Source organism: Dermacoccus sp. PAMC28757 (assembly GCF_014302635.1).
GTDB classification, from domain to species: domain Bacteria; phylum Actinomycetota; class Actinomycetes; order Actinomycetales; family Dermatophilaceae; genus Dermacoccus; species Dermacoccus abyssi.
Genome location: NZ_CP060292.1, coordinates 2,988,064 through 3,001,117 on the forward strand (window position 1 = coordinate 2,988,064; position 13,054 = coordinate 3,001,117).

General features: G+C 67.3%; 12 protein-coding genes. 4 read left to right on the forward strand and 8 right to left on the reverse strand.

The genetic code is table 11. From position 1 onward, the window contains the following. From H7F30_RS14155 to H7F30_RS14170, 4 genes are read right to left on the reverse strand one after another with little or no spacing between them, the layout of a single operon-like run. The gene (locus H7F30_RS14155; protein ID WP_187035866.1) at positions 1–1,272 is read right to left on the reverse strand and encodes an ABC transporter ATP-binding protein; all 1,272 of its coding nucleotides are present in this window, start codon (positions 1,270–1,272) and stop codon (positions 1–3) included. Between the two features lie 28 nt (positions 1,273–1,300). After that, the gene (locus H7F30_RS14160; protein ID WP_118912221.1) at positions 1,301–2,167 is read right to left on the reverse strand and encodes a carbohydrate ABC transporter permease; all 867 of its coding nucleotides are present in this window, start codon (positions 2,165–2,167) and stop codon (positions 1,301–1,303) included. Next, positions 2,167–3,135, reverse strand: a complete 969-nt coding sequence (locus H7F30_RS14165) for a carbohydrate ABC transporter permease (RefSeq protein ID WP_187035867.1) — start codon at positions 3,133–3,135, stop codon at positions 2,167–2,169. The genes H7F30_RS14160 and H7F30_RS14165 overlap by 1 nt, the downstream gene beginning before the upstream one ends. Beyond that, positions 3,132–4,436 (reverse strand): extracellular solute-binding protein, encoded by a 1,305-nt coding sequence (locus H7F30_RS14170; RefSeq protein ID WP_129664316.1) that lies wholly within the window; start codon positions 4,434–4,436, stop codon positions 3,132–3,134. The genes H7F30_RS14165 and H7F30_RS14170 overlap by 4 nt, the downstream gene beginning before the upstream one ends. 258 nt (positions 4,437–4,694) lie before the next feature. Here H7F30_RS14170 and H7F30_RS14175 point away from each other — a divergent pair, with 258 nt between their 5' ends. From H7F30_RS14175 to H7F30_RS14185, 3 genes are all read left to right on the forward strand, one after another. Then, complete coding sequence (locus tag H7F30_RS14175; RefSeq protein ID WP_187035869.1) at positions 4,695–6,431, forward strand: fumarate hydratase; 1,737 nt, start codon at positions 4,695–4,697, stop codon at positions 6,429–6,431. 30 nt (positions 6,432–6,461) lie between these two features. After that, positions 6,462–7,082 (forward strand): carbonic anhydrase, encoded by a 621-nt coding sequence (locus tag H7F30_RS14180; protein ID WP_006946116.1) that lies wholly within the window; start codon positions 6,462–6,464, stop codon positions 7,080–7,082. A gap of 223 nt (positions 7,083–7,305) precedes the next feature. Further along, entirely contained in the window at positions 7,306–8,289 is a 984-nt protein-coding gene (locus tag H7F30_RS14185; RefSeq protein ID WP_187035871.1) for a malate dehydrogenase, read from the forward strand. A 140-nt stretch (positions 8,290–8,429) separates the two neighbouring features. Here H7F30_RS14185 and H7F30_RS14190 read toward each other — a convergent pair whose 3' ends face one another. From H7F30_RS14190 to rplM, 4 genes are all read right to left on the reverse strand, one after another. Next, positions 8,430–9,614: an aminotransferase class I/II-fold pyridoxal phosphate-dependent enzyme gene (locus H7F30_RS14190; RefSeq protein ID WP_187035873.1), complete on the reverse strand. Its 1,185-nt coding sequence runs from the start codon at positions 9,612–9,614 to the stop codon at positions 8,430–8,432. Positions 9,615–9,775: 161 nt separating this feature from the next. Continuing rightward, positions 9,776–11,131 carry a phosphoglucosamine mutase gene (glmM, locus tag H7F30_RS14195; RefSeq protein ID WP_187035875.1) on the reverse strand — a complete coding sequence of 452 codons (1,356 nt, stop codon included), beginning with the start codon at positions 11,129–11,131 and terminating at the stop codon, positions 9,776–9,778. Between the two features lie 115 nt (positions 11,132–11,246). Next, complete coding sequence (rpsI, locus tag H7F30_RS14200) at positions 11,247–11,756, reverse strand: 30S ribosomal protein S9 (RefSeq protein ID WP_047310364.1); 510 nt, start codon at positions 11,754–11,756, stop codon at positions 11,247–11,249. A gap of 30 nt (positions 11,757–11,786) precedes the next feature. After that, positions 11,787–12,236, reverse strand: coding sequence for a 50S ribosomal protein L13 (gene rplM, locus H7F30_RS14205; RefSeq protein ID WP_047311058.1), 450 nt, complete (start codon positions 12,234–12,236; stop codon positions 11,787–11,789). A gap of 250 nt (positions 12,237–12,486) precedes the next feature. Between rplM and H7F30_RS14210 the strand changes: the two genes are divergently transcribed. Continuing rightward, the gene (locus H7F30_RS14210) at positions 12,487–13,053 is read left to right on the forward strand and encodes a helix-turn-helix domain-containing protein (protein WP_187035877.1); all 567 of its coding nucleotides are present in this window, start codon (positions 12,487–12,489) and stop codon (positions 13,051–13,053) included. The last annotated feature ends 1 nt before the right edge of the window (position 13,054 follow it).

Genomic DNA, 13,054 nt, shown 5'->3' on the forward strand with positions numbered 1-13,054 from the left:
TCAGGCGACGTCGTTGCCACGCGAGATGGCGCCCTTCGCGTCACGCTCCTGCGCGCGCTTGAGAGCAGCCTTGCGCTGCTTCTCCGAGGCCTCGGCGATGCGAGCCGCCTTCTCCTCGTTGCGCGTGTAGTTGTGGCCCGACTCCGGGTCGAAGACGTGCATGTGTGCCGGGTCGAACGCGAACTCGACCTCGTCACCCTCGAAGATCTGCGAGCGAGCGTCGAGGTTGACGACGATCTGGCTGCGAGCGCCTTCGCCGTCGAGCTCCTTCTCGAGGTTGTCGAGGTGGCCCTGGACCGAAGCGTCCTGCTCGAACGGGATGTAGGCGTACTGCTCGTTACCCAGCCACTCCGTCTGGTCGACGAGCGCACGGAACGTGGCACCGCCGGAGACCGGGTTGACCTCGGCGTCCTTGATGTACTCGGGGCGGATACCGACGATGACGACGTCCTTGCCCTTGACGTCGGCAGCGAGCTGCGGCGTCATCGGAACCGAGACGAAGGGCAGACGCAGCTGGTCGCCCTCGACGCGAGCCGGGACGAAATTCATCGGCGGGGAGCCGATGAAGCCGGCGACGAAGAGGTTGACGGGCTGTTCGTACAGCTCACGTGGGCTCGCGCACTGCTGCAGGACGCCCTTCTTGAGGACGGCGACGCGGTCACCCAGCGTCATGGCCTCGGTCTGGTCGTGGGTGACGTAGATCGTCGTGATGCCGAGGCGACGCTGCATGCGAGCGATCTCGGTACGCATCTGGCCACGCAGCTTGGCGTCGAGGTTCGACAGCGGCTCGTCGAAGAGGAACGCTTCGGCCTCACGGACGATGGCGCGGCCCATGGCGACTCGCTGACGCTGACCACCGGAGAGGTTGCCCGGCTTGCGGTCGAGGTGGTCGTCGAGCTCGAGCATCTTGCTCGCCTCGCGCACCTTGCGCTGGATCTCGTCCTCGGAGTGCGTGCCCTTCGAAAGGCGCAGCGGGAACGCGATGTTCTCGAAGACCGTCAGGTGCGGGTAGAGGGCGTAGTTCTGGAACACCATAGCGAGGTTGCGGTCGCGCGGGGCCAGGTCGTTGACGCGCTTGCCGTTGATCTCGAGGTCACCGGAGGTGATGTCCTCGAGGCCGACGACCATGCGCAGCAGGGTGGACTTACCACAGCCGGACGGACCGACGAGGATCATGAACTCGCCGTCGGCGATGTCGAGGCTGACGTCGTTCACGGCCGGGAAGCCGTCGCCGTACTTCTTGACGATGTTCTTGAGCTGAATGCTTGACATTTTCTGTCTCTCCTAAGAGGGCCGGGCGTCAGCCCTTGACGGCGCCGGACGTGAGGCCGGAGACGATCCGACGCTGGAAGATCAGGACGAGGATGATGACGGGGATCGTCACGATGACGGCCGCCGCGGCGATGGCGCCGGTCGGCTGCGTGAACTGGCTGGCACCGGTGAAGAAGCTCAGCGCGGCGGGAACCGTGCGGGCGTTGCCGGAGGTCAGCGAGATGGCGAAGACGAAGTCGTTCCACGCCGTGAAGAACGTGATGATCGCCGTCGTGAAGACGCCCGGGCCGGCCAGCGGAGCGATGACCTTGCGGAACGCTTCCCACGAGGAGGCGCCGTCGACCTGAGCCGCCTGCTCCATCTCCCACGGGATCTGCTGGAAGAACGCCGAGAGCGTCCAGATCGACAGCGGCAGCGTCAGCGCGAGGTACGGAATGACGAGGCCGGGGATCGTGTCGAACAGGCCGATCTGACGCCACATGTTGAACAGCGGCGTCACCATGGCGATGACCGGGAAGAACGAGACCGCGAGGGCCATCGTGAGGATGACCTTCTTGCCCGGGAAGTCCAGGCGGGCGATCGCGTACGCACAGAACGTCGCAAGGATGACCGAGATGACCGTGGCGAGCAGCGAGACGATGATCGAGTTGCGCAGCGCCGGCATGAACAGGTCGGACGCACCGCCCTTGAGGATCAGCTCGTAGTTCTCGAAGCTCGGGTTCGTCGGGAAGAAGTTACCGAAGGTGTTCTCCTTGCCCGTCGTGTCGGTCAGGGCCTTGTCGCTCTTGAGCGACAGGGCGAAGATCCACACGAGCGGCAGCAGCGTCCAGATCATGACGGGAATGGCGAAGCCGAGCATTCCCCACTTGGCCTTGTTGGAGACGTTGGTATCCATCAGTTGTTCCTCCCAGCGGCCAGGTCGACCTTGAAGCCCTTGACGAAGATCGCCGCGATGATGAGCACGCAGAGGAAGAGGATGACGGCGAGGGCCGAGCCCATGCCGATCTCCACTCGGTCGATGGCTTCACGCGAGACGAGCATCGACAGGGACGTCGTCTTGTTGGCACCGCCGGTCATGACGTACGGGTTGTCGAAGATGCGGAAGGCGTCGAGCGTGCGGAACAGCAGGGCGACCATGATGGCGGCCTTCATGTTCGGCAGGATCACCTTCGTGAGGCGCTGCCACCACGTGGCGCCGTCGACCTTGGCCGCTTCCTCCATGGAGGAGTCGACCTGGGCAAGGCCCGTCAAGAGCAGCAGGGACATGAACGGCGTCGTCTTCCAGATCTCCGACAGGCAGATGACGAACAGCGCGCTCCAGCGCTGACCGAACCAGTCGTAGTCGAGCGGGAAGCTACCGAACGACAGCGTGTGCAGCCAGTGGTTGACGAAGCCCGTCGAGACGTCGAAGCCGAACTTCCACGCGAACGCGGAGACGACCGTGATGATCGCGTACGGCAGCAGGACGACGGTGCGCAGCGTGCGACGCGGCATGACGATCTTGTTCATCAGCATCGCGATGGCGAAGCCGAGGATCAGCTCGACGACGACCGTCACGAGCGTGATGATGAGCGTCGTCCACATGGCCTCCCAGAACAGCGAGTCCTTGAAAGCGGAGACGTAGTTCTGCAGACCGACGAACTTCTTTCCCGCCGGGTCGGTGAGACGGTACTTGAAGAACGACAGGTACAGCGCGTTGAGGATCGGGTACATCGTCACGAGAACCATGACGACGAACGCCGGGCCCGCGAGCTTCCAGCCGAGATTGCGCTCGGCCTTCGCGCGGTCGGAAAGGCGCGCCTTCTTGGGCTTTCCCGAGTCGGCTGCGGCCGACTTCTTGGTGTCTACAGCAGCGGAACTCACAGCAGTGCCTTCCCCTTCAGAACGTCAAGGATGTACTTCTGAGCCGTGGCCGGGGTCTGCTGGTTGACGGCGCTGGGCGGCGAGAACTTCAGCTGAAGGGCACCGGAGATGTCACCCCAGTAAGGCGAGAGCGGACGCGGGACGGCCTTGTCGAGCGACGTGCGGATCTGGGCGGCGATCCCGTTCGGGAAGGCCTCCTTCACCTTGGCGTCGTCGTACGACTTCTTGCGGCTGCTCGGGTTGCCCGAGGCCACCATGTAAGCCGTGGTGTTCTCCTGGTTCGTGATGCAGTCGATGGCCTGGTAGGCGAGGTCCGTGTGCTTGGAGTTCTTGCCGACCGAGAGCTGGATTCCACCGAACGGCGGCGCGGAGTCCTTGTCCGCTACCGTGCGCGGGTAGATCGCCGCGGCAACGTCCTTCTTGTCACCCGTGTACGCGCCGTAGGTGTACGGCCAGTTCACGAGGAAGCCACCGTTGGGTGCCTGGAAGAGCGTCAGCGAGGCCGTTTCGTCGGAAGAGCCGACGGCCGGGCCACCCACGCCGCTCGTGGTGACCTTGTTGATGATCGTGGCGGCCTTCTTGCCCGCCTCGGAGTCGAGACCGAGCTTGATGTTCTCGTACGTGGCGCTGGGGTTCTCGACGAGCTTGCCACCGGCACCCGCGACGAGCGCATTGATCCACACCGCATAGCCCTCGTAGAGCTTGGCCTGGACACCGACCTTGGTGTTCGTCTTCTGCGCGGCGCTGACGAGCTGGTCCCAGGTGACGGGCTTGCTCATGTCGAGGCCGGCCTTCTGGGCGACGGACTTCTTGTACCAGAGCAGCTGGGTGTTGGCCCAGAACGGCACCGACGTCAGCTTGCCCTTGTACATCGAGGCGTCGATGGAGCTCTGCACACGGTCCTCGGTGAAGTTCTTCTCCATCCCGGCCGGAATCGGCGCGAGGTAACCCGCGGCCGCGAACTCCGTGACGAAGGCGGGGTCGGCGCTCATGATGTCCATGGAGCTGTCACCCGCCGCGAGACGACGAAGCAGCTGCGTGCGCTGATCCGAGGCCGAGTTCGGCAGCAGTTCGACCTTGATCTTGTACTTGCCGCCCGAGTTCTTCGTGCAGTTAGCGGCCAACGTGGCCTGGCCACCCTTGCTGGCGTCGGAGTTACCGACGTCAGGGTTGATGTACCAGGTCAGCGTGGGCGTGCTGCCCCCGCCGCTGTCCCCGCCGCAACCGGCGAGCACGCCCGTCGCGAGCATCGCCATCGATGCTGCGACGGCTACCCGTCGGCGAGACTTGGATGTGTTCATGAACACCGCTCCATCCTTGATGATTGACGTTTCATGATCACCTGCTCATGTGACGATCGCCATAGTCAGGTGAGCACCGAGACCAAACGGTTACGCAGAAGCAACCGGCCCGTTATGCGAGCGGCGATAAGGGTCGAACAGTCACCCTCCAAGGGGTGAGTTGTGGACAGATGTCCGCCCTCGGCGCGCCCTCGCGACGACGGCATTCGGGATGGCGGCGCCCCGAGGACACGACGACCGCTCCGATAGGCTCCGCGCATGGCAGATTTCGCGTATTCGGACCTCCTTCCGATCGGCGAGGACACGACGACCTATCGCAAGCTCACCGACGAGGGCGTCCGAACCGTCGAGGGCCCCGGCAGACGAACCTTCCTCGAGATCGACCCGAGCGCCCTGGAACTGCTCGCGAAGACTGCGATGCACGACATCGCCCACTGCCTGCGTCCGGCGCACCTCGCGCAGCTGCGCCGCATTCTCGACGACCCCGAGGCCAGCAACAACGACAAGTTCGTGGCCCTGGACCTGCTCAAGAACGCCAACATCGCGGCTGCCGGCGTGCTGCCGATGTGCCAGGACACCGGCACCGCCATCGTCATGGGCAAGAAGGGCTCGCAGGTTCTCGTCGACAGCCCGTCGGCGCCCGACGAAGAGGCACTGTCGAAGGGCATCTTCGACGCGTACACCGAGCTCAACCTGCGCTACAGCCAGATGGCTCCGGTGACGATGTGGGACGAGAAGAACACCGGCTCCAACCTGCCCGCACAGATCGAGGTCTACGCCGACAGCCAGCCGGGGCACGAGACAACCTACAAGTTCCTCTTCATGGCCAAGGGCGGCGGCAGCGCGAACAAGTCGTTCCTCTACCAGGAGACGAAGGCGATCCTGAATCCGAAGCGCATGCTCGAGTTCCTCGACGAGAAGCTGCGCAGCCTCGGCACGGCCGCGTGCCCGCCCTACCACCTCGCCGTCGTCATCGGCGGCACGAGCGCCGAGTTCGCGCTCAAGACCGCCAAGTACGCGAGCGCCAAGTACCTCGACGAACTGCCGACCACCGGTGACGCCGCCACGGGTCACGGCTTCAGGGACCCGCAGCTGGAAGAGGAGATCCTGGAACTCACGCGCAACTTCGGCATCGGCGCCCAGTTCGGTGGCAAGTACTTCTGCCACGACGTGCGCGTCGTCCGCCTCCCCCGCCACGGAGCCTCGTTGCCCGTGGCCATCGCCGTGAGCTGCTCGGCTGACCGCCAGTGCCTCGCCAAGATCACCCCCGAGGGTGTCTTCATCGAACAGCTCGAGACGGAGCCCGCGCAGTATCTGCCGGACGTCACCGAGGCACATCTCATCGAAGCCGGCGGCGACGACCTCTCCGACGCGACCGGCGCCGGCTCGACGGGCAAGGGTGCCGCCGTCGAGATCGACCTCACCCGACCGATGCCCGAGATCCTTGCCGAGCTGACGAAGCACCCCGTCAAGACGCGCCTGTCGTTGACCGGCACGCTCGTCGTCGCGCGCGACATCGCGCACGCCAAGATCAAGGAGCGCCTCGACGCCGGCGAGGAGATGCCGCAGTACCTCAAGGACCACCCGGTCTACTACGCAGGCCCCGCGAAGACGCCGGAGGGCATGGCGTCCGGTTCGTTCGGGCCGACGACGGCCGGCCGCATGGATTCGTACGTCAAGCAGTTCCAGGCCGCCGGCGGCTCGATGGTGATGCTCGCCAAGGGCAACCGCAGCGCCCAGGTGACGGAGGCCTGCCAGGAGTACGGCGGGTTCTACCTCGGCTCGATCGGCGGCCCGGCCGCGCGTCTCGCCCTCGACTGCATCAAGAAGGTCGAGGTGCTCGAATACCCTGAGCTCGGCATGGAGGCCGTGTGGCAGATCGAGGTCGAGAACTTCCCCGCGTTCATCGTCGTTGACGACAAGGGCAACGACTTCTTCGCCACCACCGCGAAGCCCACCGCCATGACCATCACCACCCGCCCCGGCCTGAGCTGACGGCGTCGGCGACATCACCAAGGAGCCACCATGAGCAGCACCCTCACGCCGCAGCAGGCCTGGGACACCCTCGTCGAGGGCAACCGACGCTTCGTCTCCGGCACGACGCAGCGCCCGCACAGTGACGGCGAGCGCCGGCGCGAGCTCGTCGCCGGGCAGGCACCCCAGGCCGTCATCTTCGGGTGCGGCGACTCCCGCGTGCCGGCCGAGATGATCTTCGACCAGGGCCTCGGCGATCTGTTCGTCGTGCGCACCGCGGGCCACGTGCTCGACCCCAGCGTGCTCGGCTCGATCGAGTTCGGCACCGAGGTGCTGCGCGCACCGCTCGTCGTCGTGCTCGCGCACAAGAGCTGCGGCGCCATCAACGCGACGCTCGCCGCCGAGGAGACCGGCGACATGCCGCCGGGGTACCTCCACACGATCATCGAGCGCGTCATGCCGTCGATCCTGCACGGGCGCAAGCACGGGCTGACGACCGGCGAGCAGTTCGAGGCCGAGCATGCCCGGGCGACGAGCGAGCTCCTCCCCCAGCGCAGTCAGCTGATCCGTGATCGCATCGACGCCGGCCGGCTCGCCGTCGTCGCCGTGCACTACGACATCGGTGAGGGCGAGGCGCACGTCGTCGGCACCCTGGGTGACATCACGGCCTGATCGTCCGACGCTGTCACCGTGCCGCCGTCCCCCAGCGAGTGGCGGCACGCCTGATGTCGCGGCACGCACAGGCTGCTGTGCGCCCCTCCTGGGCCACTCGCACACTCGGGGGCCTCGGGAGGGCCCGCAGGGACGTTCGGCCCTGACGCGGCGGGCCGGCTTGGCCTACCGTCAGTGGTGACCCGAGGTCTCGTCCGAGAACCCGCCGACGAAATGAGCCGTCATGCCCAAGCCCGCCGTCCGCGTCGCCGTCAGTGGAGCTGCAGGTGCCATCGGATACAGCCTCCTGTTCCGCATCGCGGCGGGTGAGCTGCTCGGGCCCGATCAGCCGGTGGAGCTGCGCCTGCTCGAGGTCGACGAGGCGCTCGGCGCGCTCGAGGGCACCGTCATGGAACTGCAGGACTGCGCGTTCCCGTTGCTCGCGGGCATGGAGACCGGCTCCGACGCGCGCCGCATGTTCGACGGCGTCTCCCACGCGTTGCTCGTCGGGGCTAAGCCGCGCGGCCCGGGCATGGAACGCGGTGATCTGCTCGAGGTCAACGGCCGGATCTTCGGCCCGCAGGGTGAGGCGCTCAACGACGCGGCGTCCGATGACGTGCAGGTCACCGTCACCGGCAACCCCGCGAACACGAACTGCCTCATCGCGATGCACGCCGCGCGGGACATCCCGAACGAGCGCTTCAGCGCGCTGACGCGCCTCGACCAGAACCGCGCCGTCGCGCAGCTCGCCACGAAGACGGGTGCGAGCGTCACCGACATCCACGACGTCATCATCTGGGGCAACCACAGCGCGACGCAGTACCCGGACGTCACGCACGCGACGGTCCATGGCCGTGCCGCGCGCCTCGAGGTGGGCGACGACGCCTGGCTCAACGACGTCTTCATTCCCACCGTCGCCAAGCGCGGTGCCGCGATCATCGAGGCGCGCGGAGCGTCCTCGGCCGCGAGCGCGGCGAGCGCAACCATCGATCACGCGCGCGACTGGGCGCTCGGCACCGAGGCGATGGTCTCGATGGCCGTTCCGTCGGACGGCTCCTACGGGGTCCCCGAGGGCCTCGTGTCGAGCTTCCCCGTGACGGTGCGTGACCGCGCCTGGCGCATCGTGCCGGACCTGACGATCGACGAGTTCAGCCGCGCCCGCATCGATGCGAGCGTCGCCGAACTCGCGAGTGAGCGAGACGCCGTCCGAGCCCTCGGGCTCATCTGAGCGTCGAGACCGCGCGTCGGCGCGTCAGGAGACCAGGGGTTCCTGACGCGCCGACGTGCATCCCACGAACAGTAGGGCCCGAGCGACCGGGGCCGTCTGACGTAGCCGGCACGACTGGTGAACCGCAGGACGTCACAGCGTCATGACGAGCTATCGACGAACCTCACCATCCGGTCGAACGCCTCGTCGAGCTCATCGCTCGCGACAGCGAGGCTCATCCGCATGAACCGGTGCCCGTCGACGGGGTCGAAGTCGACCCCTGGCGTGATGGCGACGCCCGTCGCGGCGAGCACGTCGGCGCACCAGCGCGCGGAGTCGTCGGTGAGGTGCGCGACGTCGCACCAGGCGTAGAACGCGCCGTCCGGTGGCGCGTAGGTCGTCACCCCGATCTCGGGAAGGCGCCGCTGCACCAACTCACGATTGCGCCGGTACGTCTCGACGTGCTCCTCCAGCTCACCGCGTGCCGCCTCGCCGAGGGCCGCGAGCACCGCATGCTGTGACACGGCCGGCGGGCAGATCGTGAGATTCGAGGCGAGAATGGCGACGCGTCGGCGCAGGTGCGCGGGCACGAGCATCCACCCGACGCGCCAACCCGTCATCGAGAAGAACTTCGACACCGAACCGATGACGGCGCCCTGGCGCGACGTCTGCCACGCGCTCGACGTCGCGCGCCCGAACGAGATGCCGTGGTAGATCTCGTCGCTGACGAGCAGCACGCCGTGTGCGTCGCACCAGCGCGCGATAGCTGCGAGTTCGTCCGCGTCGATGATCGTGCCCGTCGGGTTAGCGGGGCTCGCGACGACGAGCCCCTTCGGCGCGGCGCCGCGCGCGGCACGTTCCGCCTCGAGCATCGCGACGGTGGGTTGGTAGCGCACCTCGGCGCCGCACGCGAGCTCCACGACGGACGTCCCCAGCGCCCGCAGCGTGTTGCGGTAGGCGGGGTAGCCCGGGCGGGTCATCCACACCTCGTCGCCGCCGTCGAACGCAGCGAGGAACAGCAGCGTGAACGCGCCCGACGACCCGGTCGTGACGACGACGTCGTCAGCACTCACGTCGTCGACGCCGAGGTCGCGGTGATACGCGGCGATCGCCTCACGCAGCGGCCGGATGCCGACCGTCTCGGTGTACCCGAGCGCATCGGCCTCGATCGCCGCGACGGCCGCCTCCCGGGCTGCACGGGGCGCGCCCGTCGAGGGCTGGCCGGCGCACAGGCTGATGACGTCGCCGTGCGTGCGCTGACGTTCCGCTGCCGCGGCGAGCACCTCCATGACGTGGAACGGCTCGACGTCGCTGCGTCGACTCGGCTGGGCGGCTGGCAGGCTCATGCCTGCCACTGTGACACACCCCGCACGCGTGACGGCCGTCGGCGCTGTTCGTCAGCTCCCGTCGATAGCTCGCCGGGCCACCACACGACTGGGAGGCAGACGACTGCGCCCAGATGCACCCGGTGCATCTGGGCGCAGGACGAAAGCGCGTAGCCGGCAGTTCAGTCGATCGACAGCTCGCGCTTGACGACGTCGGCGAGGTGCGAGGCGACGGCGTGCGCGCGTTCGGCGGTGTCGGCCTCGACCATGACGCGCACGACCGGTTCGGTGCCCGACTTGCGCAGCAGCACGCGCCCGGCGCCGGCGAGGTCGCTCTCGGCGGCGCGCACAGCGGCCTGGACGCCCTCGTGCGAATCGACGGCCGACTTGTCGACGCCCTTGACGTTGATGAGCTTCTGCGGCATCCGCTGCATGACGGCGCCGAGCTGGGCGAGCGAGCGCCCACTCGAGGCCACGCGCGCAGCGAGGAGCAGGCCGGTGAGCACGCCATCACCGGTCGTGCCGTGGTCGAGTGCGATGACGTGCCCAGACTGTTCGCCCCCGAGCGAGTACGACCCGCGGCGCATCTCCTCGAGCACGTAGCGGTCGCCGACACCGGTCTGCTTGACGGTGATGCCCTCGCGCTCCATCGCCTTGATCATGCCGAGGTTACTCATGACCGTCGCGACGAGCGTGTCCTCGGCGAGCACGCCGCGCTCCTTGAGGTCGAGCGCGAGGATCGCCATGATCTGGTCACCGTCGACCACCTCACCCGTTCCGTCGACGGCGAGGCAGCGGTCCGCGTCACCGTCGAAGGCCACACCGAAGTCGGCTCCATTCGCGACGACCGCTTCCTGCAGCTTCTCCAAGTGCGTCGAGCCGTAGCCGTCGTTGATGTTGAGCCCGTCCGGCGTCGCACCGATGACGACGACGTCCGCGCCCGCGCGGCGAAACACCTCGGGCCCGACGACGGAGGCCGCGCCGTGCGCGCAGTCGACGACGATCTTGAGGCCCTCGAGGCGGTGCGGAAGCGCCCCGAGCAGGTGACCGATGTACTTCTCACCGCCCTCAGCGTAGGAATGCACACGACCGACCGACGCACCCGTCGGACGCTCGTATTCCTCATGCAGGTGCGCCTCGATCGCGTCCTCGAGCGCGTCGGGCAGCTTGTGGCCGCCGCGGCTGAAGAACTTGATGCCGTTGTCGGGCATCGCGTTGTGCGAGGCGGACAGCATCGCGCCGAGGTCGGCGTTCATCGTCGCCGTCAGGTAGGCGATGGCCGGCGTCGGCACCACGCCCGCGTCGTAGACGTCGACGCCCGCGCTTGCGAGCCCGGCGACGGTGGCCGCACCGAGGAACTCCCCCGACGCGCGCGGGTCGCGTCCGACGACGGCGACGGGACGCTCGTGATCGGCCGAGACCTCCCCGGCCTCGACGAGTACCCGTGCTGCTGCGACGGACAGCCCGAGTGCGAGCTCTGCCGTGACGTCCTGGTTGGCGACGCCACGCACACCGTCAGTGCCGAACATGCGGCCCATGTGCCCCTCCTGAGGTCTTCGGAATCTCTCTCCACAATACGCGGCGGTACGCGAATCGCTCCGCACCCGGCGCATGGGCCGGATACGGAGCGATTCGAGCAGTGCAGCGCGTGGATCAGCGCTTGCTGAACTGCGAAGCCTTGCGGGCCTTCTTGAGACCGGCCTTCTTGCGCTCCGGCACGCGTGCGTCACGCGTGAGGAAGCCGGCCTTCTTGAGCACCGGACGGTTCAGCTCCTCGTCGACGCCGTTCAGCGAACGAGCGACACCGAGGCGAACAGCACCGGCCTGGCCCGAGGGGCCACCGCCGTGCACGCGCACGAGGACGTCGTACGCGCCGTTCAGCTCGAGGGCAACGAGGGGCTCGTTGACGATCTGCTGGTGCACCTTGTTCGGGAAGTACTCCTCGAGCGAGCGGCCGTTGATCTTCCACTCACCCGTGCCCGGGACGATGCGCACGCGGGCGATGGCCTGCTTGCGACGGCCCGTGGCCGCACCCGGTGCGGATGCGGACGGACGACGAACCTCGCCGTCCTCGCCGACCGGGCCGGTCGACTCGCTCGTGTACTCCGTCAGCTGCGGCTCGTCCGTCTCGAGGGCGTCGAGCTCGACATTCTGGTCTGCCACGTTTCTCCTAAGAATTCTTGGCAGGCGCGATTACTGCGCGACCTGGGTGATCTCGAACGGCTTGGGCTGCTGCGCGGCGTGCGGGTGCTCGGCACCGCGGTACACCTTGAGCTTGGCGATCTGGGCGCGGCCCAGCTTCGTCTTGGGCAGCATGCCTCGGACGGCCTTCTCGACGGCCTTCTCCGGGTCCTTCGCCATGAGCTCGGTGTAGGAAGTCGCCGTCAGACCACCCGGGAAACCGGAGTGGCGGTAGGCCTTCTTCTTCTCGAGCTTGGCGCCGGTGAGGGCAACCTTGTCGGCGTTGATGATGATGACGAAGTCACCGGTGTCGATGTGCGGAGCAAACGTCGGCTTGTGCTTGCCGCGCAGCAGCGCCGCGGTCTGGGACGCGAGGCGACCCAGAACGACGTCGGTGGCGTCGATGACGTGCCAGGCGCGGTCGGCCTGAGCCGACTCCTGGTTGGGGGTGAACGTACGCACGGTCGTTCCCTTCGTTCTGTCGTTGACGATGGGGGCGGCCACTTCGCACGTCACACCCTGTGCAGGGCGCGCTGCGAAGCAACAGATATCAATGTTACGCGGCCCTGCGGGCCTGAACCAATCGAGCGCAAACCGTGCAAACCATTGCGGCCCAACGCTTTTCATCGCCGTTCAGTGGGCCACCTCCGCGCACGAGTCACTCTTTGCACAACTTTTGTGCAAAATCTTCACGCGTCGTACCCTGGATGCCATGGAGCCCACGGCTGCCGCCGACATCTACCGAGTGCTCGCTCACCCTCTGCGCTCACGCATCCTCGCCCATCTGCGTCTGCACGGCGGCTCGACCTCCGCCGAGCTCGCCCGCGCACTCGGCACACACACCGGCGCTACGAGCTACCACGTGCGTGTCCTCGAGTCGGCGGGCCTCGTCGAGGACACCGGGCTTGGCAACGCCAAGACCCGGGTGTGGGCGATCGCCGACGACGAAACCGACGATGACGACGGTCCGACGACCGATGCTCTCGGCTTCATCGACGAGGCCGACGCGGAGGACGCCCGGTGGCTCGAGCACGACTATGTCACCCACGTCAGCGAACGCGCCCACGCCTGGGTCGACGAGCAGGAGGGCTGGACCTACGTGTGGCAGGAGGAGTGCCGCGCCTTCGACGCTCCCGTCCTGGTGAGCGAGGAGCAGATGAGCGCGCTGCGTTCCGAGATGGAGGCGCTGCTCGGGCGCTACCGCCGTATGGGCGCGGGTACTCCCGGCGCTCGCCGGGTGGCCGTCACCGTCATCCCGCTGCCCCTGCCGCCGAGCTGAG